This window comes from Luteimicrobium sp. NPDC057192 (genome assembly GCF_042670205.1).
In the GTDB taxonomy this organism is placed as follows: domain Bacteria; phylum Actinomycetota; class Actinomycetes; order Actinomycetales; family Cellulomonadaceae; genus Luteimicrobium.
Genome location: NZ_JBHUWD010000001.1, coordinates 105,852 through 129,392, shown reverse-complemented (window position 1 = coordinate 129,392; position 23,541 = coordinate 105,852). Strand labels below are relative to the sequence as shown.

The 23,541-nt window shown below is 72.5% G+C and carries 18 protein-coding genes; 8 read left to right on the top strand and 10 right to left on the bottom strand.

Going from position 1 to position 23,541, the window contains the following annotated elements; all coding sequences use genetic code 11:
* The first annotated feature begins 2,049 nt into the window (after positions 1 to 2,049).
* The 3 genes from rsmG (at position 2,050) to ACFT5B_RS00645 (ending at position 5,774) form a co-directional block, all read left to right on the top strand.
* Positions 2,050 to 2,724, top strand: coding sequence for a 16S rRNA (guanine(527)-N(7))-methyltransferase RsmG (gene rsmG, locus ACFT5B_RS00655; RefSeq protein WP_386796040.1), 675 nt, complete (start codon positions 2,050 to 2,052; stop codon positions 2,722 to 2,724).
* A 655-nt stretch (positions 2,725 to 3,379) separates the two neighbouring features.
* Positions 3,380 to 4,315: a ParA family protein gene (locus ACFT5B_RS00650; protein WP_386796197.1), complete on the top strand. Its 936-nt coding sequence runs from the start codon at positions 3,380 to 3,382 to the stop codon at positions 4,313 to 4,315.
* A gap of 1 nt (position 4,316) precedes the next feature.
* Positions 4,317 to 5,774 carry a ParB/RepB/Spo0J family partition protein gene (locus tag ACFT5B_RS00645; protein WP_386796039.1) on the top strand — a complete coding sequence of 486 codons (1,458 nt, stop codon included), beginning with the start codon at positions 4,317 to 4,319 and terminating at the stop codon, positions 5,772 to 5,774.
* Between the two features lie 304 nt (positions 5,775 to 6,078).
* On the opposite strand, the gene ACFT5B_RS00640 is transcribed toward ACFT5B_RS00645, so the two are convergent.
* From ACFT5B_RS00640 to ACFT5B_RS00605, 8 genes are all read right to left on the bottom strand, one after another.
* Entirely contained in the window at positions 6,079 to 7,050 is a 972-nt protein-coding gene (locus ACFT5B_RS00640) for a D-alanine--D-alanine ligase (RefSeq protein ID WP_386796038.1), read from the bottom strand.
* A 143-nt stretch (positions 7,051 to 7,193) separates the two neighbouring features.
* Positions 7,194 to 8,597, bottom strand: coding sequence for a PLP-dependent aminotransferase family protein (locus ACFT5B_RS00635; protein WP_386796037.1), 1,404 nt, complete (start codon positions 8,595 to 8,597; stop codon positions 7,194 to 7,196).
* A 130-nt stretch (positions 8,598 to 8,727) separates the two neighbouring features.
* Positions 8,728 to 9,069: a thioredoxin gene (trxA, locus tag ACFT5B_RS00630; protein ID WP_386796036.1), complete on the bottom strand. Its 342-nt coding sequence runs from the start codon at positions 9,067 to 9,069 to the stop codon at positions 8,728 to 8,730.
* Positions 9,070 to 9,137: 68 nt separating this feature from the next.
* The gene (trxB, locus tag ACFT5B_RS00625) at positions 9,138 to 10,154 is read right to left on the bottom strand and encodes a thioredoxin-disulfide reductase (protein ID WP_386796035.1); all 1,017 of its coding nucleotides are present in this window, start codon (positions 10,152 to 10,154) and stop codon (positions 9,138 to 9,140) included.
* Positions 10,155 to 10,277: 123 nt separating this feature from the next.
* Positions 10,278 to 12,200 (bottom strand): hypothetical protein, encoded by a 1,923-nt coding sequence (locus ACFT5B_RS00620; RefSeq protein ID WP_386796034.1) that lies wholly within the window; start codon positions 12,198 to 12,200, stop codon positions 10,278 to 10,280.
* Positions 12,201 to 12,276: 76 nt separating this feature from the next.
* Positions 12,277 to 14,190 (bottom strand): murein biosynthesis integral membrane protein MurJ, encoded by a 1,914-nt coding sequence (gene murJ, locus ACFT5B_RS00615; RefSeq protein ID WP_386796033.1) that lies wholly within the window; start codon positions 14,188 to 14,190, stop codon positions 12,277 to 12,279.
* A 44-nt stretch (positions 14,191 to 14,234) separates the two neighbouring features.
* Entirely contained in the window at positions 14,235 to 16,562 is a 2,328-nt protein-coding gene (locus tag ACFT5B_RS00610) for a DUF6049 family protein (protein ID WP_386796032.1), read from the bottom strand.
* Positions 16,559 to 17,167 carry an NUDIX hydrolase gene (locus ACFT5B_RS00605; RefSeq protein ID WP_284292660.1) on the bottom strand — a complete coding sequence of 203 codons (609 nt, stop codon included), beginning with the start codon at positions 17,165 to 17,167 and terminating at the stop codon, positions 16,559 to 16,561. Before ACFT5B_RS00605 ends, ACFT5B_RS00610 begins: the two co-directional genes overlap by 4 nt.
* Here ACFT5B_RS00605 and ACFT5B_RS00600 point away from each other — a divergent pair.
* The 5 genes from ACFT5B_RS00600 to ACFT5B_RS00580 all read left to right on the top strand — a co-directional run bounded on the left by ACFT5B_RS00600 (position 17,166) and on the right by ACFT5B_RS00580 (position 20,883).
* Positions 17,166 to 18,770 carry a CCA tRNA nucleotidyltransferase gene (locus ACFT5B_RS00600; RefSeq protein WP_386796031.1) on the top strand — a complete coding sequence of 535 codons (1,605 nt, stop codon included), beginning with the start codon at positions 17,166 to 17,168 and terminating at the stop codon, positions 18,768 to 18,770. The genes ACFT5B_RS00605 and ACFT5B_RS00600 overlap by 2 nt on opposite strands.
* Before the next feature lie 106 nt (positions 18,771 to 18,876).
* On the top strand, positions 18,877 to 19,059 hold the full coding sequence (locus tag ACFT5B_RS00595; protein WP_386796030.1) for a hypothetical protein: 183 nt from the start codon (positions 18,877 to 18,879) through the stop codon (positions 19,057 to 19,059).
* Between the two features lie 99 nt (positions 19,060 to 19,158).
* Positions 19,159 to 20,295, top strand: coding sequence for an anion permease (locus ACFT5B_RS00590; RefSeq protein WP_386796029.1), 1,137 nt, complete (start codon positions 19,159 to 19,161; stop codon positions 20,293 to 20,295).
* Positions 20,296 to 20,311: 16 nt separating this feature from the next.
* Positions 20,312 to 20,578, top strand: coding sequence for a hypothetical protein (locus ACFT5B_RS00585; RefSeq protein WP_386796028.1), 267 nt, complete (start codon positions 20,312 to 20,314; stop codon positions 20,576 to 20,578).
* Between the two features lie 2 nt (positions 20,579 to 20,580).
* Positions 20,581 to 20,883 carry a DUF3349 domain-containing protein gene (locus ACFT5B_RS00580; protein WP_386796027.1) on the top strand — a complete coding sequence of 101 codons (303 nt, stop codon included), beginning with the start codon at positions 20,581 to 20,583 and terminating at the stop codon, positions 20,881 to 20,883.
* A gap of 10 nt (positions 20,884 to 20,893) precedes the next feature.
* Here the strand turns inward: ACFT5B_RS00580 and ACFT5B_RS00575 are convergent, their stop codons facing one another.
* Both ACFT5B_RS00575 and ACFT5B_RS00570 read right to left on the bottom strand, forming a co-directional pair.
* A complete protein-coding gene (locus ACFT5B_RS00575; protein WP_386796026.1) occupies positions 20,894 to 22,303 on the bottom strand; it encodes an MFS transporter in 1,410 nt (469 codons plus the stop codon).
* 136 nt (positions 22,304 to 22,439) lie between these two features.
* Positions 22,440 to 23,531, bottom strand: a complete 1,092-nt coding sequence (locus ACFT5B_RS00570; protein ID WP_036955263.1) for an inositol-3-phosphate synthase — start codon at positions 23,529 to 23,531, stop codon at positions 22,440 to 22,442.
* Positions 23,532 to 23,541: the final 10 nt, after the last annotated feature.

Sequence of the window (23,541 nt, the reverse complement as noted above, 5' to 3'; positions counted from 1 at the left end):
GTACGCCGAGAGGCGGGGGTCCGGTGGGCGGGGGGGGTGGGTGGGACCCCGTAACCCCCCGCGGCGGGGGCGGGGGTGAGCCCCCGGGGGGGGGGGGCGCCCCCCCGGCCCCCCCCCCCCGCGGCATATCCGGGGCCGGACGGCTCGTCCCGGCGTTTGCCCGCGCGTGCTGAGCGCGCGACTCTCTCGCACTAGTTGCCGGATCGGGGTCGCGGGTCGGCGGTGGTTGACCGTGAGGGCGCCCGACAGGTCGCCGTCGGCCGCGGAGGGCGGGGGTCTGTGCGATGGGACCCGCGGCCTGGGGTGTGTTCAGCGCACATGCCATTCGCCGCTCCGCCGGTTTCACGTGAAACTGCCCATGGGAAGGCGTCGCGCTTGCGGTGACATCCTGTTCGTAGGTCCCTCGGTCAGTCTGACCACGCGCCGTCGAGACCGGTGGCCGCGGCGAGCTCGCGTCGGCCGGAGGTGAAGTCAGCCACGCTTGCCGCGGGATGCCGGAAGCCAAGATGCACGCGCGAGTCCTCAGAGCGCGCCGGCACGCCTGGACGACTTGACGCCTCGAGGCCTGGACGAAGGTGAACCGATCGGCACGAGAGCGAGGCGGGACCGCGTCTGTTTCGTGGTGTCGATTCCCCGCGCTCTCGTGACGTGTCAACCATGGGCACGGTGGCATGGCGGCAGGTGCGCGAGGGTCGCGGCGACCGTCAGTGCCTGGGGACTGGGGAATGGCACCGATGCGCAACGCGCGGCGCGCGGTGATCGACTCAGCAAGGACTCGGTGTGAGGGGTACATCGGATCGGGCTCGGGAAAGGGAATCTTCCGTCCGGGAGTCTCAGGCCTCGACGTGGCGTGTTCTCAAAGGATGACTCGTCGGGTGCTTCGGTCCGGCTTGTCCGACGCGGAGGTCGCTAGATCGCGGCAGCTTCACCGGGCACCCTCGGACACCTCTGCGTCGTGGAGCGTCGCTCGACGCCTTTGTCGCAGGCCCCGAGTCGACCGCGGTCATCCTGCGATGGCGTCCAGGGTGATGGCTGGCGCGTGCCCGGCCCTTCGTCGAGCCCGTGGCGCCTATGTTCCACGTGAAACATGGAGAACCCGCCGGGGGTAGGACCTCCCGGTGGACATGGCTCTGACCCGCGCGGGGCCCCGAGGGCTGGATCGTGCACCTCGATTCTTCTGCCTGGCGGCCGCCAGTTTCACGTGAAACGCGCGGCGCGATCCGGCGTGTGATTGTGGCCGTGGTCGTCGCGAGCATGTGTACCGTGTGGTCCCATCGGATGCGCTGTCGGCGCGAAGGGGACCGATCGTCGGGCGGCGGTTTCGCGAAGCTGGCGCGGCGAGGTGGCGCGCCCGGCGGACAGCGGAAGGGCGACGGAGTCGGAGCACGCGTTGAGGCTTGCCCGACGTTGTGGTGAGCGGGGGGAGTGGGCCAGGCGGCCGCACCGGCTCCTCGGTGGGTGGGTTCCGGCCCCCGACCGGGACCTCGACCACGACATCGGAGAGTGTCACGTGGGTTGCGGTCGCGGGCTCGATCGTGGCCCTCGCCGCAAGTCGGCCGGGCACCCGCATGGGGACGCCGCGCTCGGCGCGGACTCAGAGGCGGCGCCGGCCGGCCCGGTCCGGCAACGAGTGCCCGGGGGCAATCGATGGGTGGCTGATGCGTGCCTGACCGTGGCCGCCTCTCGCGGGTCGACGGCATGTCGGGGGCCCGCAGGGCACCGCTCGGGAGGGATGGGGGACCAGCACATCTTCGGCGGGATGGTCCGTCCGGTGTTCCACGTGAAACATCGCCGAGTCTGGTGGATCCCCCCGACGCCTTGGGCGCGGGATGGTCGAAGTCCCTGACCTTGACAGGAAAGGTCGGCTTCGTGAGGCCTTACCCGGTCCCGAGCGTGACGCGCGCTGGGCGGGCCCGAGTCGGGTTGGCCACCTTCGGTGGAGCGTGTGCGGAAGACTGTCGACGTAGGGAATGATGAGGCGGTGATCCCCAACCTGAAGGCTCCGGCGGTGCAGGATGTCCATGACGTCATGCGCTGGGACAGTTCGCGATGACACCTGACGAGCCCAACGAGGCTGACGACGTTTCACGTGAAACCGAAGCGATCGACGCGGCGCCTGGATACTTCGGTGCGGCCTTCGATGCCGTATCACGGTTCGCGGAACGGCTTGCTGTTGAGGGCGAGGAGCGCGGGCTCATCGGGCCACGAGAGCTGAACCGGATCTGGTCGCGCCATATCTATAACTCCGCGGCCGTCGTTCCCTATCTTCCGTCCGACGGAGTGATCGCCGACCTTGGCTCCGGGGCTGGTCTGCCGGGCATCGTGATCGCGGCGATGCTTCCCGATGCCGAGGTCTTGCTCGTCGAGCCGATGGAACGGCGCTGCACGTGGCTCAGTGAGATGCGCGAGCACCTCGGCCTCACGAACGTCGAGGTGAAGCGGGGGAGAGCGGAGGAGTTCCACGGCGCGTTCGAAGCAGATGCGGTGACTGCCCGAGCCGTTGCAGCACTGGACAAGCTCGCACGGATGTCGCTTCCTCTCGTTCGACCGGGCGGCGAGCTCGTGGTGCTGAAGGGCCGCAATGTCGAGCGTGAGGTGCCCGCTGCCCGCAAGGTGCTTCGCCGGTTCGGAGCAGGGGAGCCCGAGATCCTCCGAGCGACGACCATTCCCGCAGTGGATGAGACGGTCGTCGTGCGCGTGGCTCGACCCGTACCCGCACGATGACCTGTACCGTCGACCGAGGGTTCATCAGCACGGGGCGTCGGACGAGAGGGACGGTGACAGCGGGATGCCACGAGGTGGTTCGGGCGGATGGTTCTCACGATTCTCGCGACGCGAGGCGCCGAGCCCGGCAGCACCCGCGAGCGAGCCTTCGTCACCGGTCGGTGCGCCGGTCGAGACGGTGACGGCCTCGGTTTCACGTGAAACCGTCGTGGCTGAAGCGCCTGATGCGCCGACCGCGCCAGACATCCAGCCTCGCGACGATCTGGTCGTCAGCGCCAGCGAGGACGCAGGGTCGGAATCTCCAACGACCGCTGCGGTCGGCGAGGAGCAGGGGTCTCGCAGCGTCGAGGAGGACACAGGAGAGCGGAGGGTTGAACCCGCCGGACTCCGCGTCGCGGAAGCACGGTCCGAACCAGGGGACGGCAATGCGGCGGGCGAACGGGGGGCCCCTGAGACAGCCTCGGACGCAGATCCGGGGCGGGACGGGTATCCACAGGAGCCTGTGGATGCATCAGACGAACAACCGAAGGAACCGCAGCATTCTGCGGATGAGGATGGATTGATGGCTGGGGACAACGGCGTGCACTTCACGCCCCTCGACGCACCGCTGACTGTTCCGGGCGTCCTGGACGCGCGGGCGGAACTGCTCGCCGCGATGCCCGAGGTTGACGACTCGACGCCGCTCGCAGCAGAGCTCGCGCGCGACGTTCGCCGCCGGATCGAGCTGGAGGGCCGCACCCTCCCGCGCCCCGAGCGCACGCGCGTGATCACGGTGGCGAACCAGAAGGGCGGCGTCGGGAAGACGACAACCACGGTGAACCTCGCCGCCGCGCTCGCGAAGGCCGGCCTCCAGGTCCTCGTGATCGACAACGACCCGCAGGGGAACGCATCGACCGCCCTCGGTGTCGAGCACCGGGCCGGGACTCCCTCGATCTACGAGGTGCTCATCGAGGACGAGCCGATCGCTGACGTCGTGCAGCAGTGCCCGGACATCGAGAGCCTCTGGTGCGTACCGGCGACGATCGATCTCTCTGGAGCGGAGATCGAGCTCGTGTCGGTCGTTTCACGTGAAACACGACTTCGCCGGGCGCTGGACACGTATATGACCGAGCTCGAGGCGGCCGGAAAGCCGCCCCTCGACTACGTGTTCGTCGACTGCCCGCCCAGCCTGGGGCTGTTGACAGTTAACGCCTTCGTCGTCGGCCGGGAGGTGTTGATTCCGATCCAGTGCGAGTACTACGCGCTCGAGGGCCTGACGCAACTTCTGAAGACGATCGGCCTGATCCAGTCGCACCTCAACCCTGAGCTTCACGTGTCGACGATCCTCCTGACGATGTACGACGCGCGCACGAATCTCGCGCAGCAGGTCGCGACCGAAGTGCGCGAACACTTCGCTGCACAGACCCTCCGCACGACGGTGCCCCGCTCCGTCCGCATCTCTGAAGCGCCGAGCTATGGCCAGACCGTGGTGACCTACGACCCGAGCTCGTCGGGGGCGCTGGCCTACCTCGAAGCGGCGCGCGAACTGTCCGAACGTGGTCCGGTGACGGTCGGCGCGCAGAGCGCCCCCCAGGAAGAGCAGGTGAGCTGACATGAAGGAACGTCGCCGTGGACTGGGGCGGGGTCTCGGTGCCCTGATTCCGACAAGCTCCGAGGGGGAGCGCCCCGTTGACGTCTTCTTTCCCGCCGCGGCACCCTCCGGTGCTTCGCAGGAGACGAGCATCGCGACGATCGATCGCCCCGACGAGGCCGAGATCGAGTCAGGCGCCGACGTTTCACGTGAAACCGCCGCGGGGAGCAGCGAATCGGTCGCCGTCGCTGACGCGGCGCAGAACGACGTGTCCGAGCCGGCCGTGGTGACGTCGTCGGACACGGCGGACCGAAGTGCCGGTGCAGCGGCGGAAACGGGTGCCGAGAGTGAGTCGGCGCCGGAGGGTTCCCTGGACGGGGACGAGCCAACGGACACCCCGGCGGAGACCGACCGTGCCGCGAATGGGGACGCGGCTGCGCCAACTGACGCTGCGCCCGCTGAGGCCACGCCCTCCGCGGCAGCGCAGGAGCCGGACTCGAGCACGACCAGCGAGGGTGCCACCGTCGCCGAGCCGGACCCGACGCCCCGCGATGCCTCGGAGGCCGTGGCAGAGCGAGAAAACGCGCCGTCACCAGCCGACGGAGTTCCCGCCAACGCTGAAGCCGACGAAGTCCATGACGATGGCCTGGTCCCGGTGCCGGGAGCCTCCTTCGCCGAGCTTCCGGTCTCGAGCATCCGCCCGAACCCGCGCCAGCCGCGCACGGTCTTCGACGAGGGCGAGCTCGACGAGCTCGTCGGGTCGATCAAGGAGATCGGCGTCCTCCAGCCCGTCGTGGTTCGGCCCGCGACGGAGGATCCCGGTCACTACGAGCTGATCATGGGGGAGCGGCGCTGGCGAGCGACCCAGGCCGCCGGGCTGGACACGATCCCGGCGATCGTCCGCGTCACCGACGACGAGGACCTGCTCCGCGACGCCCTCCTGGAGAACCTTCACCGCTCGGCGTTGAACCCGCTCGAGGAAGCAGCGGCCTACCGGCAGCTCCTCGACGACTTCGGGTGCACGCACGACGAGCTCGCTACGCGGATCTCCCGGTCCCGTCCGCAGATCTCCAACACCCTCCGGCTCCTCCGCCTGCCTCCGCTGGTACAGCGGCGCGTCGCGGCCGGAGTCCTCTCCGCAGGCCACGCGCGCGCGCTTCTCGGTCTCTCCGACGGCGCGGCGATCGAGCGCCTCGCGCAGAGGATCGTCTCCGAAGGGCTGTCCGTCCGGGCGACAGAGGAAATCGTCGCCCTGGGCGTCGGTGACGAGAAGGCGCCAGCCCACCGCCCGCGGGCGGGGCAACGGAGCGAGGCCGTCGACGCACTCGCATCGCGGCTGTCCGACCGCTTCGAGACGCGGGTCAAGGTGGATCTCGGCAAGTCGAAGGGCCGCGTGACCATCGAGTTCGCCTCGGTCGAGGACCTCAACCGGATCCTCGACGTGATGGCACCGGAGGACCCCGGCCTGCTGCGCCGGTGACACTCGAACCGCGATCCGAGGGGCGCCCGTCGAACGACGGGCGCCCCCGTTCGTTCCGGCGACGACGGGGTCCCGGGCGGGCGTCGCTGCGGCCGAGCCGCAACGGACCGAGGACGTTCTCGCAGGTCGACAGGCTCCAACCTGAGGCCCCGGGGACGTCCTGAGCGTCGAGCGGGCGCCGAGGGCTCGGCCGTCATTGCGCCCCGGCGCCCGACGGAGAGGCACCGGAGCCGCCGGGCCGACGACGGCGACGGGCGGTCAGGAGAACGAGACCAGTGCGGGCCCGCTCTGGTGGTCCTGAAGGTCAGCGCCCGGCGGCGGCCCGCTCGACGATGTCGCGGTAGACCGCCGCCAGCGTCGTCCCCGACGCGAGAGCGGCCTGCGGGAACAACGACGTCTCGGTCATCCCGGGCGCCACGTTGGTCTCCAGGAAGTGGGGGACACCGTCGTGGTCGACGATGAGGTCGACGCGGCCGAGGTGGCGCAGTCCGAGCTCGCTGAAGGCAGTCACGGCGGCGTCCGAAGCGCGTGCGGCGGTCTCGGCGTCGAGGCGAGCCGGCGTGAAGTACTGGCTCCGTCCGGGGTTGTAGCGGGCGTCGTAGTCGTAGGGGCCGTCGGTCACGATCTCGACGGCAGGGAGCGCGACCGGCCCGTCGTCGGTCTCGACGACACTGACCGCGATCTCGGTCCCGGTGACGGCGCGCTCGACGAGAGCGGCATCGCCGTAGGCGTAGGAGGCGACGAGCGCACGCGCGAGGTCGCCGCGCTCGGTCACGACGCTCACGCCGAGGGCCGACCCACCCCGAGACGGCTTGACCACGAGCGGGAGCCCGATCCGGTCGACGATGGCCTGCATCACCGAGCCTGCTCCGAGCTCGCGGAAGAGATCCTGCTGGAGGGTCACGGAGTCGGGCGTGGTGATCCCGGCCCGCGCGACGACGCCCTTGGCGATCTCCTTGTTCCACGCCACACGGCTCGCGGCGGGTCCGGTGCCGACGTACGGGACGCCGAGGAGGTCGAGGATCTCGCGCACCGAGCCGTCCTCGCCGGTCGCACCGTGCAGGAGCGGCCACACCACGTCCGGCTCGAGCTCGTGGAGCGTGGGGACGAGGTCGGCATCGACGTCGTGGACGACGACGTCGACGCCGGTGCTCCGCAGCGCACCTGCGACGCGGCGCCCCGACCGGACGGACACGTCACGCTCGTGCGAGAGACCTCCGGCGAGGACGACGACCCGGAGGTCGTCCGACGAGCGGGTGCTGCGGGGGGAAGTCACGTCGTGCCTCCGGGTCGGAGTTGGATCGGGTTCTCTGGGAGCCAGGCCGGGCCGCCAGCTGTCCGACCTCGTCGTGGGGGTGGCGGCCCGGGCCGTGCGCCGCCGAGCGGGAGGCGCCGACGGCGCACGGCCGCGTACGAAGGTCAGGCCAGGTCGGGGCCGGGCGCCTGGACGTCGGCCGTGGCGCGCGCGCGTGACCCGGCGTCACCGGCGGCGCCGGTCCCGAAGATCGTGGCGAGGTCGAGCTCGTTCGACACGACACCCGCGAGCCGCCGCACGCCCTCACGGATCTGGTCGGGGGTGGGGTAGCAGAACGAGAGCCGCATGTGGTCGGCGCCGGAGCCGTCGGCGTAGAAGGCGGTGCCCGGGACGTAGGCGACACGGGCCGTGACAGCGCGCGGCAGCATGGCCTTGGCGTCCAGGCCCTCGGGCAGCCGGACCCAGGTATAGAAGCCGCCGGCCGGGACGGTCCACGACGCGGAGGGGAGATGCTCGGCGAGCGCTCCGACCATCGCGTCACGACGTTCCCGGTAGAGCTCACGGAACTGCTTGACCTGACCCTCCCAGTCGCACGTCGACAGGTAGGTCGAGATCGCCATCTGCGACGCGTTCGACGGGCACAGGATCGCCGCCTCGGACGCGAGGACGAGCTTCTCGCGCACCGCGTGGGGCGCGACCGCCCAGCCGACGCGGTACCCGGGGGCGAACGTCTTGGAGAACGACCCGAGGTAGACGACGCCGTCGGGGTGGTACGACTGCAGCGCGGGCATCGTCTCGCCGTCGAACCCGAGGAGCCCGTACGGGTTGTCCTCGAGGACGAGCACGCCGTGCCGCTGCGCGATGTCGACGATGCGGGGCCGGCGCTCGAGGGAGATGGAGACGCCGCCCGGGTTGTGGAAGTTCGGGATGAGATAGAGCAGCTTGACCGTCTTGCCCGCCGCTTCGAGCTGCGTGAGCGTCTCCTCGAGCACCTCGGGGATCAGGCCGTGCTCGTCGATGGGCGAGTGCACGACCTCCGCCTGGTAGGAGCGGAAGACGCCGAGCGCCCCGACGTACGACGGCGCCTCGGCCACGACGACGTCGCCGGGGTTGACGAAGATCCGGGTCACGAGGTCGAGCGCCTGCTGCGAACCGGTGGTGACGACCACGTCGTCCGGGTGCGCTGACACGCCTTCGAGGCGCATGACGTCGACGATCTGCTCGCGGAGGGTCTCGTCGCCCTGGCCGCTGCCGTACTGGAGGGCGGTCGCGCCGTGCGTGGCGACGAGCTCGGCCACCGACGCAGCGATGGTGTCGAGGGGGAGGCCCTTGAGGTAGGGCATGCCCCCGGCGAGGGAGACGACCTCGGGGCGGTTGGCGACGGCGAAGAGGGCGCGGATCTCGGACGCGCGCATGCCGTGCGCACGGTCGGCGTACGAGCCGAACCACGGGTCGAGCCGGGTTCCCGCGGGTGCTGCCGAACCTGCCGCTGCCGCGCGCGCCGCTGCCGCGGCCTGGGCCGTGGTCGGGGACGTCGCGGGCTCACGGGGACTCAGGTTCTCGGTCACGCAGCCCAGTGTCGCACGGGGCGCGTGACGAGAACGTGAAGACGGCCGGTGCGGCCGGTGCCCTCATCGGGGCCCGGCTGCACCGGCCGTCGGAGTGGTGCGCGGCGCCGCGACGGCGCCGGACGAGGGGTCAGACCTCGGTGCCCTCGAGCACCGCGTCGATCTCCTCGGCGAGCGCGCGCTTGGGGCGTCCGCCGACGAGCGAGCGGACGAGCTCGCCGCCGCGGTAGAAGTTGAGCGTCGGGATCGAGACGACGCCGTACGCCGCGGTGACCTGCGGGTTCGCGTCGGTGTCGAGCTTGACGACCTTGACCTTGCCCTCGTACTGCTCGGCGAGCTCCTCGAGGATGGGCGCGACCTGGCGGCACGGGCCGCACCACTCGGCCCAGAAGTCGACGAGCACCGGCACGTCGGACTCGAGGACGTCGGCCTTGAACGAGTCGTCGGTGACGGGGGCGGTGAAGTCACCCATGGAAACCTCCGGTGAGAGGACGGGCCGGCGGTCGCCGCCGGCGTGGGGCTGCAGGACGGAAGACGAGCTCAGGCGATGACGGCCTCGACCGCCTGCTCGGGGAGCGACGCCGTGCCGGTGACCTCGTCGAGGTACGCCTGCGCGTCGAGCGCGGCCGAGCAGCCGGAGCCGGCGGCGGTGATCGCCTGGCGGTAGCGGTGGTCCACGGCGTCGCCGCACGCGAAGACGCCGGGGAGGTTCGTCAGGGTCGTGCGGCCCTGGACGAGGATGTAGCCGTTCTCGTCGAGGTCGACCTGCCCCTTGACGAGGTCCGTGCGCGGCTCGTGGCCGATCGCGACGAACAGGCCGGTGACGTCGAGCTCGCGCTCGTCACCCGTGACGGTGTCGCGCAGCGTGAGCCGCTCGACCTTCGCGTCACCGTGCACGCCGACGACCTCGCTGTTCCACGCGAAGTCGATCTTCGGGTCGGCCTCCGCACGGTCGGCCATGATCTTGGAGGCGCGGAGCTGGTCGCGGCGGTGGACCATGACGACCTTCGATGCGAACCGTGTGAGGAACGTGGCCTCCTCGACCGCGGAGTCCCCGCCGCCGACGACGGCGATCACCTGGTCGCGGAAGAAGAAGCCGTCGCACGTCGCGCACCACGACACGCCGCGGCCCGAGAGACGCTTCTCGCCCTCGAGCCCGAGCTCGCGGTAGGCCGACCCGGTCGCGAGGATCACGGCCTTCGCGGTGTACGTCTCGCCGTTGGCGGTGCGGATGACCTTGACGTCGCCGTCGAGCTCGACCTCGGTCGCGTCGTCCCACTCGATCTGGGCGCCGAACCGCTCGGCCTGCTTCTGCATGGACTCCATGAGCTCGGGTCCGAGGACGCCGTCCGGGAACCCGGGGAAGTTCTCGACGTCGGTGGTGTTCATCAGCGCGCCGCCCGCGGTCACCGAACCCGCGAGGACCAGCGGGTTGAAGCCGGCGCGCGCCGCGTACACGGCGGCCGTGTAACCGGCCGGGCCGGAGCCGATGATGACGATCTCACGCGGCGTCGTGTCGGGGACGACGGCGGGCGTCGTGGGCGTGCTCTGGGTCACTGCTGCTCCTCGGGTGTGTCGCCGCCTTCAACCACGGCCTGCCCCCCATTGTTCCGTCTCACCCGCCGACGGCGCACGCGCCCCCGCGCGGTCTCGGCGACGGCGTGCCGTCCGGTCGCCGGGTCAGGAGATCTGGATCTCGTTGAGCTCGACGCGGTTCTTGCCCTCGCTCGTCTTCGGCAGGACGGTGATCCACAGGACGAAGCGCTTGGCCGTCACCGGCTTGTCGAAGCTGAGCGTGGTCTCGGGCGAGAAGCTGGCCGACGCGAGCACGGTGCCGTCCGTGGGGTTCGCGGCGTCGGTGGCGCGGACCTCGACGTGTCCGCCGTTGTTGTTCGTGTCGAGGACGATCCGGCTCACCGGGGCCGCCTGCTCGAGGGTGATCTCGTAGCCCACGCCCGACTTCAGGCCGGAGAACTCCTGCGTGTTGTAGGTGCGCGTGTACCAGTACGTCTTGAGGTCGCCGTCGTAGGCGCGGTCGGCGGCCTCGGGGTGCTCGTTCTGGTCGCCCTGAGGCGGCGGGTCGACCTGCTGGCCCTTGGCGATGATCGGACGGACGTCCTCCTGCGGAGCCTGCGTGGGCTGCTGCGTGGCGCCGGGCTTCGAGGTCGCCTGCGGAGCGGCGGCCGCGGGCGACGCCTTCTCCTGGTAGACGAGCGCGGGCTTGAAGTTGTGCGTCAGCCCGACGACGGCAAACACGGTCGCGACGACGACGCCCGCCGTGAAGAGCGCGAGCACGACGCGCGTGGGGTCGAAACGGTGCCGCTCGACCTCGTCGGCCGACTTCGGGAGGCGGTCGCGCGAGAACCGCGGGGGCTCGGGCTGGAACGACGGGTCTCCCGGCCAGCCGCCCGCGGGACCGTTCGGACCGCCGCCTGCCGGGTCCTGAGGCCCACCTGCCGAGGGGGCCTGGGGCCCCGCGCCCGACGGCGTCGCCCACGACGCCCGCTGGGGCGCCGGGCCGGGCTGCGCCGAGGTGGGCGCCGCGACGACCGGCGGTGCCGGTGTCGTGGGGCCGGCGAGCGTCGCGCCACCGACGCCTGAAGGGTCACGGAGCACGGGGACGGCTCCGCCGGCGGCGACGCCCGCCGCCGCGCCCGCGGCGACACCACCGGCGACGACGGCACCGGGATGCAGGACGGACTCGCGCGCGGGAGCCCCCCCGGACGGGGCGGCGACAGCAGCGGGAGAGGTGGACGCCAGGGAGGCTGCGGCTGCGGACGCGGTCGGGACAGGGCCCTCGGGGGGCAGCGCGGCCCACGGCTCGAGCGCCGCGACGACCTCGCCGGGGGTGTGCGGGCCCGTGCCCGTGGTGAAGGTCGCGGCGCAGAGCGTCACGAGGTCGCCGGGCGCCTGCGGGGCGAGCTGGTCGAGCCCGACGGGGGCGCCGTCGCGCGACCGCGGTGCGGGCGAGGGCCGCGGCGCGTCGGGGGAGAGCCAGTCACCCTCGAGCGCGTTGCCCGGCCAGCGGCCGCTCTGCAGGTGGTACAGCAGCCCGACGAGAGCGTCGGCGTCCCGGCGCGACCCGACGTCGCCGTCGGGGTCCTCGAGGCCGCTCACCGGTCCGTCGACGCCGAGCCCGGTCACGACCACGCGGCTCCCGACCACGCGGACGGCGTCCGGGCGCAGCGCCCAGTGGTGGAGGCCGCGCCGGCGCGCGGACTCGAGCGCGGCAGCGGCCTCGCCGACGATCGTGCGGGCGACGCCGGGACTGAGCGGACCGGCCGCCACCAGCTCGCCGAGCGTGCTGCCCTGAACCCGCTCGGTGACGACGTACGGGACGTCCGTGCCGGGACCGCCGAGGGCGTCCGCCATCCGGTCGACGCCGACGTCGAGCACGCGGAGGAGCCGGGGATCGCTCACGAGGGCGGCCCGCCGCGCGGCGTCGAGCGTGGCCGCGACGTGCGGTCCGGAGGGGAGGACGATCCGGACCTGGCGGCCCAGGACCTGGTCCTCGGCGGCCCACACGGCCACGTTCGTCAGGTCGTGCGGAAGCGGCGCGGTGAGCGCGTACCGCGCGACGAGCGTGGTCCCGATGTCGGTCACGTGTCCTCGCTGGGTTCGGGGGCTGGCGTGCGTGTTCATGGTACGCATCGGGGCTGGTCCAGACCCGGAGCTGCGCTCATCGGCGCGCGAGCCTGCGCAGCTTGTTCACGAAAGGTGCCAGGAGGTCGGACAGCTCCGTGACGCGAAGCACCCGGAGCCCGGCGAAGTAGACGCCCGTCATGACCGCGCCGACGACCACGACGGTCACGAGCGCCCCGAACCACGAGCCCGTCCCGCTGCCGGGCAGGACCCACAGCGCGAGCGCGCCGACGAGCGCCGACAGGACCGTCGCGATGACGACCCGGGTGTGCTGGCTCAGGATGCGTGGCCCGTCGAGCCCGTGCAGCAGGCGGGAGACGCCGGCGGTCCGCATGAGGACGGTGACCGTGTTCGACACCGCCATCGCGACGCCGATCCCCACGACCCAGAGGTGCGGCGGCAGGACCATCGTCCCGACCCACGACAGCAGGACGAGGAGACCGGTCGCGGGGACCTGGATCCAGAAGACGGTCCGTCCGTCCTCGAACGCGAAGTACACCCACTTCATGAGCACCATGCCGCCGAGCCCGACGAGGCCGAACGCCATCGCCGCGAGGACCTGGGCGATCGCGTGCCCGTCGGCGTCGCTCACGGACGGCACGAGGAGCTTGGTCAGCGGACCGGCGAGCAGCGCGACGACGGCGGTCGCGAAGAACGTGAAGACGCCGACGGTCCGCAGGCCGTGGGAGACGAGCCGGCGGACGGTGTCGCGGTCCGACCGGGACGCCGCGGCAGCCATCCCCGTGAACAGCGCGGTCGCGATGGACACGGTCACGAGCGAGTGCGGCAGCAGGTAGATCATCAGGGCCTGCGAGTAGGCCGCGTTGCCGGCGACGTGACCGCCGCCCGCGGCGTCGGAGGCGGACGACGCGAACCGGGTGATGAACGCGATCCCGACCTGCTCGAGAAGCACCGCGAGGAAGGTCCACCCGGCCACGTTGCCGGCGGACCGCAGCCCGATGCCGTGGAGCCCGAGCCGCAGGTGCCAGCGGAAGCCGCGCCGGTACAGCGGCACCAGCAGGATGAGCGCCTGCGCGGCGATGCCCGCGGTCGCGGTCCCGGCGAGCAGCGCGATCTGCGGTCCGTCCCACGTGGTGACGTCGGACGTCGGACCGCCCTTGACGTACGACCCGTAGATCCAGATGTAGACGACGGTCCCCGCGATCGCGACGACGTTGTTGAGCACGGGCGCCCACATGAACGGCCCGAACTGGCCGCGCGCGTTGAGCACCTGCCCGAGCAGCGTGTAGATGCCGTAGAAGAACAGCTGCGGGATGCACCAGACGGCGAACGCGACGGCGAGGTGCAGCTGGTCGTCCGACCAGCCCTTCGTGTAGAAGCCGACGACGACGCTCGCGCCCAGCGTGAGGATCGTCGTGATGACGACGAGCGCCAGGCCGGAGAGGGTGAGGAGCTTGTCGAGGCGTTCCTGGGCGTTCCGTGCCTGGTAGGCGCGGACGATCTGCGGCACGAGCACCGCGTTGAGGACGCCGCCCGCGAGGATCGCGAACAGGATGTTCGGGAGCTTGTTGGCGACGTCGAACGCGTTCGCGACCTCGCCGGTGACGCCGACAGCGGCGACGAGAACGATGTTCCGCACGAGGCCGAGCAGGCGCGAGGCTGCCGTCCCCGCCGCCATGAGCGCGGTGCTGCGCCCGAGCGACGCCTGCGCTCCCGTCGTGGTCGCGGGCTCGGCCCCGTCGGTCATGCCGACGCCGTCCGCTGCGAGCCCGTCGGTCGCGGCGCCCGACGATGGAGGCGCGCCGTCCTGCGGGACCACCGGGATGGGGATGGTCGCGGTCTCGAGGTACGCCTCCTCGAGCGCGGGCACCTCGATGTCGCCGAGCGTGGCCCGCCCCGCGACGTCGACGTCGTTGCCGAGCACGTCGGAGGTGTCCTGCCACCGGGGGTCCCCGGGCGCGGCGCCGTGCCCCGCGCGTTGCGCCCGCACGTGGCGGTCCCACGGCTTCGGCGCGCGCGACGGCGCGGACCCGCTCAGGCGGGTCCGCTGCGGCCTGCGTGCGTGGCGGGGTCCGATGACGGGTCCTCCGTGTCGTGGCGTGCGGGATCGTGGGCGGGTGCGGGCGGGGCGGCGTCGCGGGGCGACGGTGGGCCGGGAGGGACGGTACCGGGCGGCGCGGGCGCCACGGGAACCTGGCCCGTGGCCTCCGGCGTGCCGGCGACCTCGGCCTCGGGGGCCTGGGCACGGGTCACGCGGGCGCTCGACCGTCCTCGTCGCACCGTACGCCAGATCCCTGCGACCAGCCCGAGTCCGAGGAGCACGACGATCACCGTGGTGGCGACCGTCTCCCAGGACGCGCGCACCCGGACGTCGAACGCGGGCGCCGTCGTGATGCTGTGGCCGCCGGGCGTGAGCAGCTCCACGTAGGCGGACACGTTGCCGTTGCCGATGGCCCGGACGGGCACGCCGACCGTCGCGCTGTCGTGGGCGCCGACGGTCACCTCGGGTGTCTTGAGGACGCTGAGCTTCGGGTCGGTCGAGTGCAGCTCGACCATGACGCGCGCCGGCTGGTCGAGCGCGTTGCGCACGGTGACGGGCACGTCGCCCTGGGCGCTGATGATGTTGAGCGTGCTGCCCCCCACGACGGACAGGCTTGCCGTCACGGCGTGGCTCGCGTCGAGCGCCGCCCGGACGGCCTCGTCCCGGGCGGCGGCGTCGGACCGGTAGGCCACGGCGAGCGGCGCGAGCGTGTCGGCCTCGACGGGTGCGGTGAGGGCCTTGGGGTCCTCCACGACGGTCGCGAACCTGCCGACCGAGGTGCGGGCACCGAGCAGCGCGTCCACGGCCTCGGGGTCGAGCTCCTTGCGCGACGCCGACGCCGCGGCGGGTGCGCGCCGCACCACGTGGTCGGGCTGGGCCCGGGCGAGCGTGCTGAGTGGCTGGAGGGCGATCCACGGGGCGTCGTGCAGGGCGTCGAGCTCGGCGTTCGCGGTGCCGGGGTCGGGGTTCCAGGTCCGGGGGAGCGTGGCGAGGAGCTGCGCGGCATCCGCGGGGTCGGCATCGGCCTGCCGAGCGATCACGGCCGTCTGCGCGAGGACGAGCTGCAGTGCGGCTGCCGTGTCGTGCGTCCGGGCGAGCAGGCTGCTGAGCTGGTCGTCCGCGACGAGCGCGGTGGCGTCGCCGGACTCGGTCTGGACGCTCGTGACGGCGTCGGGCGTGTCCGACGCCGGGGTGACGGGCGAGAGCGGGCCGTCCTGGCTCCCGCGCGTCACGACGAGGCCGCGACCCGACCGGACGGCGGCGGCGAACGTGACCTTGTCGGGGGTACCCGTCGCGGGCCAGGTGAGACCGTCGTTCCAGGCGTGGCGGAGGTCGGTCGCGGTCTCGGACGTACCGCAGCGTGCGCTGGTCACCGCTGCCGACCCGCGCGGGATGTCGTGGCCGGCGTGCGCGAGGGCGCCGGCGTCGGCGTCGAACGCGGGCAGCAGGTAGGTGTCGTGGGCCTTCGCGAGCGCGCACACCTGGCGGGCCCAGCTCGCCGCGGCGCCGGTCGCGTTGGACGCGGCGGCGACGAGCGCGGGGTCGGCGACCCAGGTGACGCCGTCGACGTCGGACGTGGCGTCGACCACGTCGGCGAGCCGGCCGGTGGTCGCCGCCTCGATCGCCGTCGCGGTGGCGGTGGCGTCGCTCGCCTCGAGGGCGGGGCCCGTGAGCGGGACCGCGACCGAGAGGTTCACGGGAGTCACCGTCTCCGACGAGCCGCCCGCGCCGTCGGCGCCCACCGGGTACCAGAGCAGGAAGGACCGCACGACGGCGAGCCGCGGCGACGTCGTCGGGGACGAGCCGGCACCGTCCGTGACCGTGACGGCGAGCGGGCGCGGCCCCCAGACGGCGGTCAGGCCGAGGCTCGCCGCGTCGGCGGTGATGGTCGCGGTCCAGGTCGCGCCGGGCGCGAGGGCGTCCGGGGCGTCCTTCGCAGCGAGCACCGGGCCGACGTCGGAGTCCGGGTCGGCGTCCGCCCACGTGTCGACGTCCGCGCGCGTCGACGGCCGGTAGCGGTTGAGGGAGAGGGAGGCGCGTGGCTCGTCGATCGTCTTCTTGGTGCCGTTGCGGACCTCGACGACGACCGTCACGTCGTCGCCGGGCCGCGCGAGCTGCGGGCTGACGCTCACGAGCGTCGCGGTCACGGTGGCCTTGGCCGCCGCCGCGACCCGCGCGGACGCCGCGGAGCCGCCGAGGGGCGTGGCGGCCGTCGACGTCGAGGGGAGCAGGACCCCGGCGAGCAGGACGGCGGCGAGCGCGGCGAGCGTCGTCCGCGCCGCGAGGGCGGTCCGCCCCCGCGCGGCCGTGCGGTGCCTCATGCGTCCGACGCGCGGTGCGTCGTGATGCTCGAGCTCACGTGCGTCCAGGTCGGACGCCCGCGCAGCGCCTCGTGCGCCGCGTGGGCGATCCGCCGCTCGTTCGGGTACGCCAGACGGGACTCGAGCTCGTCGAGCGGGATCCACGCCGCTGCCTCCGCCTCCTGGTCGGGGTCGTCCTCGACCGTCAGGATGCCGCCCACCGCACGCAGCAGGAAATGGTGCACGACCTTGTGGACGCGCCGGTCGTCGCCCGTGAACCAGTAGTCGATGGTGCCGACGTGGCTCTCGACGGTGCCCTGGATGCCGGTCTCCTCGCGGATCTCGCGGACCGCGGCCTCCTCGGGCGTCTCGTCGCCCTCGAGATGTCCCTTGGGCAGGCACCACTCGAGCCGGCCGCCGCGGTTGCGCCGGGCGATCACCGCGGCCCGGGGGACGTCGTCGTCGTCGACCACGAGGCCACCGGCAGAGATCTCCTCCGAGACGGGCAGCGACGCCGACGGCGACACGTGCACCTGGCGGAGCTCGTCCGGGTCGACCCACAGCGCGTGCCCACCTGGCGGCGTCGGGATGCCCTGACGTCCTGGGGGTGGTGCGGGCGTGGGCATGAATCAACTTTACCGACCTCGGTACCCGGGACCGGTCACCGACGCGTCCCCGCAGGCCGCGGCCGCCGGGGGAGCGGGCCCGCGGTGCCGCGGGCGCCACTCGGTAGGCTTGACCCTCGTGCCGAACCCCACGCCAGACGAGCTCGAGCTGCAGCGCCGTGCGCTCGGCGTCCTGACGGAGCTCGCGCCCGCGGCGATCGAGCTCGGCGCGATGTTCCGCGCCGCCGGCCACGAGCTCTCGCTCGTCGGCGGCCCGGTCCGGGACGCGTTCCTCGGGCGGGCCAGCAACGACCTCGACTTCGCGACGTCCGCGACGCCCGACCAGACCCTCGCCCTCCTGTCCTCGTGGGGCGACGCGCACTGGGACATCGGCAAGGAGTTCGGCACCATCGGGGCGAAGCGCTTCGGCGGGCGCGCCGGACGCCCCGAGGGGGACGTCGTCGTCGAGGTGACGACGTACCGCTCCGACGCCTACGACCACGTCACGCGCAAGCCGGTCGTGGCGTTCGGCGACACGCTCGAGGGCGACCTGTCGCGCCGCGACTTCACGGTCAACGCGATGGCCGTGCGGGTGCCCGACCTCGAGTTCGTCGACCCTCACGGCGGTCTGACCGACCTCGCGGCGAAGGTGCTGCGGACGCCGATCCAGCCCGAGCGCTCGTTCGACGACGACCCGCTCCGGATGATGCGGGCCGCACGCTTCGCGGGCCAGCTCGGGTTCACGGTGGAGGAGGAGACCTTCGCGGCCGCGCGCGGCATGGCCGACCGCATCACCATCGTCTCCGCCGAGCGCGTGCGCGACGAGCTCGACAAGCTGCTGCTGTCCGCGGGGCCGCGGGCGGGCCTCGAGGTGCTGGTCACCACAGGCCTCGCCGAGCACGTCCTGCCGGAGCTCCCCGCGCTGCGCCTCGAGATCGACGAGCACCACCGCCACAAGGACGTCTACGAGCACACCCTCACCGTCGTCGAGCAGGCCATCGACCTCGAGACGGGTCCCGAGGGCGCGGTTCCCGCGCCCGACCTGGTCCTGCGCCTCGCGGCCCTCCTGCACGACGTCGGGAAGCCCGCGACGCGGCGGTTCGAGGCCGGGGGCGGGGTCAGCTTCCACCACCACGAGGTCGTGGGTGCGAAGCTCACGGCCAAGCGGCTCAAGGCGCTGCGGTACGACAAGGAGACGGTCAAGGCCGTCTCGCGCCTCGTCGAGCTGCACCTGCGCTTCCACGGCTACGGCGACGGCGAGTGGACCGACTCCGCGGTCCGCCGGTACGTCACCGACGCCGGGCCGCTGCTCGAGCGCCTCCACCGCCTCACCCGCGCCGACTGCACGACACGCAACCGCCGCAAGGCCCGCAGGCTCTCGGACGCGTACGACGACCTGGAGCGCCGGATCGAGCGGCTGCGCGGCGAGGAGGAGCTCGCGCGCATCCGGCCCGACCTCGACGGTCAGCAGATCATGGCGCTCCTCGGCGTCGGGCCCGGGCCCGTCGTGGGGGAGGCGTACCGCTTCCTCATGGAGCTGCGCATGGACCGCGGCTCCGTGGGCGAGGACGTCGCGCGCGACGAGCTCCTCGCCTGGTGGGCGGCGCGTCCCGAGCAGTCCTGACCGGGTTCGGTGGTCCCGGGCGCGTCGCGGCCGTGTGGGCGCCCCGGGGGAGCATGCTCGAGACGAGGACGGACGCTCGTCGATCTCGGACGGAGGGACGATTCGCATGAGTGCACTGGTGGCGGAGGAGCACACCCCGGGCACGGTCCTCGGGGTCGTCGCGACGGTTCCCGTCCCCGACGCCCTGTGCCGGGACTGCGGCGACGCGCTGCGCGACGAGGAGGACCTCGTCTGCCGCTGGTGCGAGGAGAACCGCCGCCTCGACCCGGCCTGGTACGACCCCGCCTGAGCCGGCACGGTGCCGTGCGTCGCGCGCCGCACCTGAACAGTCGGTGAACTCTGGCGGCCGGGCCTTCCCGACGCCGCCGGCCGGGCACACGCTGAGAGCGTGGACACCGGCCTCCTCGTCGTCGTGGTGCTGACCGCCCTGGCGTTCGACTTCACCAACGGCTTCCACGACACCGGCAACGCGATGGCCACGTCCATCGCGACCGGTGCGCTGAAGCCCCGTCTCGCGGTCGCGCTGTCCGGCGTGCTCAACCTCGTCGGGGCGTTCCTCTCCCTGAGCGTCGCGGCGACCATCGCGTCGGGCATCGTCGAGCAGGGCGTGGTCACGCTCCCCGTGGTGTTCGCGGGGCTCGTCGGCGGGATCGTGTGGAACCTCGCGACGTGGTACCTGGGCATCCCGTCGAGCTCGTCGCACGCCCTCATCGGAGGGCTCGTCGGCTCGGTGCTCGCCGCCGCGGGCACGTCGGGCGTGGTGTGGAGCGGGCTCGTCTCGAAGGTCATCGTGCCGGCGCTCGTCGCACCCGTGGCGGCGGGGCTCGTGGCGAGCATCGGCACCTGGCTCGTGTACCGGATCACGCGCGACGTGCCCGAGCGCAACCGCACCCGCGACTTCCGCTGGGGCCAGATCGGGTCCGCGTCGCTCGTGTCGCTCGCCCACGGGACCAACGACGCCCAGAAGACGATGGGCATCATCCTGCTCGCGCTGATCGCGGGCGGCGCGGTCCCCGCCGGCTCGGGCGTCCCGCTCTGGGTGGTGTTCGCGTGCGGCCTGGCGATCGCCCTCGGCACCTATCTGGGCGGCTGGCGCGTGATCCGGACGCTCGGCAAGGGCCTCGTCGAGATCCAGCCGCCGCAGGGCATGGCCGCCGAGACGTCGTCCGCCGCGGTGATCCTCCTGTCGAGCCACTTCGGCTACCCCCTCTCGACGACGCACGTGGCGTCCGGCTCGATCCTCGGGTCCGGCCTCGGGCGCGGCGACCACGTGCGCTGGAACGTCGCCGGCCGGCTCGTGTCGGCGTGGGTCGTGACCCTCCCGGCCTCGGGCGCGGTCGGCGCCGTCGCGTACGTCGTCCTGCACGCCATCGGCGGAGCCCTCGGCAACGGGGTGGTCCTCGCGGCTCTCGTCGTGGCTTCCGCCGGGTTCTGGTGGGCCGCGCGGCGCAAGCCGATCCGCCACGACAACGTCAACGACGACTGGGAGCCCCGGCCCGCCACCCAGCCCGTCGCCACCCGATGACCGCCGGAGGTACCCGATGAGCTCGTACGTCGACTGGTCGGCGCTCGGTCAGGTGGTGCTCGCGAGCGTCGTGGTCGGTGCCGGCCTGCCCGCGCTCTTCGCGCTCGGTTTGCGCGGAGTCTTCCAGGCCGAGGGCCGGATCGAGGGGCGTTCCACCGACGGCGAGACCGGCGAGGCGCTCGCCCCGCCGCGCCGGGTGCTCGGCACCGTGACCGCGGCCGTGTGCTTCGTGATCGTCCTCGCGGCCGTCGTGGGCGGCATCGTCCTGATCGTGAGGAGCTGACCGTGCCGTCACGAGTCGCGAACGTCGTGGGCTGGCTGCGCGAGGGCTACCCCGCCGGTGTCCCCGAGCACGACTACGTGCCGCTCTTCGCCCTGCTGCGCCGGACCCTCACCGAGCAGGAGGTCGAGGACGTGGCGCTCGCCGTCGTCCAGCAGCACGACCGCGGCCCGATCGCGCACGAGGCGATCGAGGACCTCGTCTCCCGCACGACGGCGCAGGAGCCGATCGAGCGGGACGTCGCCCGGGTCCGGGCCGTCCTCGCGGCCGCGGGCTGGCCGCTCGCGGACCCGCCTGCCGACGACTGAGCGGGACCGGTCAGCGCGCCTCGGCGGCACGCCCCCAGCTGCTCGTGTCGACGGGTGCCGCGTCCCGTGCGCCCCAGCGGCCGAGCACCACCGCCAGGACGACGTACACCACGGCCATGGCGGCGAGCACGCCCGGGGCGTCGCCGTCGTCGGGCAGGGTGGCGGCCGCGAGCGCGGCCGAGCCCACGAAGCCCGCGTTGTAGAGGACGTCGTAGAGCGCGAAGGCGCGGCCGCGGAAGGCGTCGTCGACGTCGCGCTGCACGATGGTGTCGACCGCGATCTTCGCGCCCTGGGCGGCGAGGCCCAGGAGCGCGGAGGCGACGAGGATCGTGGGGAGCGCGACGTGCACCGTGAGCGCCTGCGCCACGGCGCCGAGGCCGAGGCAGCCGACGATCCACCGCTGCGGGCCCGTGTACCGGCTGAGGGTCGGCGTGAGGACGACCGCGAGCCCGAAGCCGAGCCCCGTCGCGCCGAGGACGGACGCGAACTTCACAGCCCCGCCGTCGACGTCGGACGGGTCGGAGAGCAGGTTGCGGCACTGCAGCAGCCACGCGATGAAGACCATGCCGTAGAGGAACCGGGTCGCGAACACGACGCCCAGGCCCTGCGCGGGGGTGCGACGCACGAGGAGGTAGCGCGCGCCGTCGACGAGGTCGCGGCCGGTGCGCGCGAGCTCGGCCCGCAGCTCGTCGCGGCTGCGCACGACGTCGGGTCCGAGCGTCGAGCGCTCGAACCGCCTCGCGAACAGGGACGACACCCCGAACGCCACTGCGGCGAAGGCGAGCGCACCGGCGTCCTGGGCGTGTCCGTCGGGGAGCGCGAGGCGCGTCACGAACCCGACGGCGCCGCCCACGCCCGCGGCGATCGAGCCCAGCGTCGGGACGAGCGCGTTCGCGGTGAGCAGGTGGCTGCGGGGCACGACGTGCGGCAGCGACGCCGAGAACGCCGACAGGAGGAAACGGTTGACGCTGAGCGCGGTCAGCGCGAGCACGTAGACCGCGAGGTTCACGCCGGTCGTCGCCATGACGACGGTCAGCGCGACCGCCAGGACCAGGCGCACGAGGTTCCCGACGACCAGCACCTGGCGTCGGCGCCACCGGTCGAGGAACACGCCCGCCCACGGCCCGACGATCGTGAACGGCAGCAGCATCACCGCGAAGGCCGCGGCGACCTGCGTCGCGGTGACGCCCTTCGGGGACGTCGTCGCGGAGAAGAAGAAGAGGCTCGCGAGGCCCACCTGGAACATGCCGTCGCCGAGCTGGCTGGTGAGCCGGGCGGCCATGAGCTTGCGGAAGCCCGCGAGCCGGCCGAGGTCCCGCAGGTCGGTGAGCACGGTCGCCTTGGCAGCGTTCGCCACCGGCTCGGTCCCCGGTGCGTCGGAAGCGTCGGCGGTGGGGACGTCGGGCTCGGTGGGTACCACCGCCACAGCCTACGGGTGCGCACATCCCCCAGCCCGCCCGTCGAAACCAGGACGAACGGAACCACGACGACGCCCGAGGGCCCGGCACGGACGAACCGTGCCGGGCCTTCGAAGGGGTGCGTCAGAGCGGGGAGGCTCAGCGCTCCCGCTCGCCGCGGATGAACGCCTCGAGCTGCGCGCGACCCTCGGTGTCCTCCGTCTGCACGGGCGGGGACTTCATGAGGTAGGTCGACGCGGAGAGGATCGGGCCACCGACGCCACGGTCCTTGGCGATCTTCGCGGCGCGGACGGCGTCGATGATGATGCCGGCCGAGTTGGGGGAGTCCCAGACCTCGAGCTTGTACTCCAGGTTCAGGGGCACCTCGCCGAACGCGCGGCCCTCGAGGCGGACGTACGCCCACTTGCGGTCGTCGAGCCAGGCGACGTAGTCCGACGGGCCGATGTGGACGTTCTTGTCGTCCTTCTTGCCGGCGAGCGGGCCGGACAGGTTGGACGTGACGGCCTGGGTCTTCGAGATCTTCTTGGACTCGAGACGCTCGCGCTCGAGCATGTTCTTGAAGTCCATGTTGCCGCCGACGTTGAGCTGGTACGTGCGGTCCAGCACGACGCCGCGGTCCTCGAACAGGCGGGCCATGACGCGGTGCGTGATGGTGGCGCCGACCTGCGACTTGATGTCGTCGCCGACGATCGGGACACCGGCGGCCTCGAACTTCGCGGCCCACTCGGGGTCGGAGGCGATGAAGACGGGGAGGGCGTTGACGAACGCGACGCCCGCATCGATGGCGGCCTGCGCGTAGAACTTGTCGGCCTCCTCGGAGCCCACCGGGAGGTAGGAGACGAGCACGTCGACCTTGTTGTCCTTGAGGACCTGGACGACGTCGACGGGGGCGGCGTCGGACTCCTCGATGGTCTGGAGGTAGTACTTGCCGAGGCCGTCGAAGGTCGGGCCGCGCTGGACGGTCACGCCGGTGGGCGGGACGTCGGTGATCTTGATGGTGTTGTTCTCGGACGCGTTGATGGCGTCGGCGAGGTCGAAGCCGACCTTCTTCGCGTCGACGTCGAACGCGGCGACGAACTCGACGTCCGAGATGTGGTAGTCACCGAACTGGACGTGCATGAGGCCCGGGACGGTCGAGTCCGGGGCGGCGTCCTTGTAGAACTCGACGCCCTGAACCAGGGACGACGCGCAGTTGCCGACGCCTGCGATGGCGACGCGGATGGAGGACATCCTCGCTCCT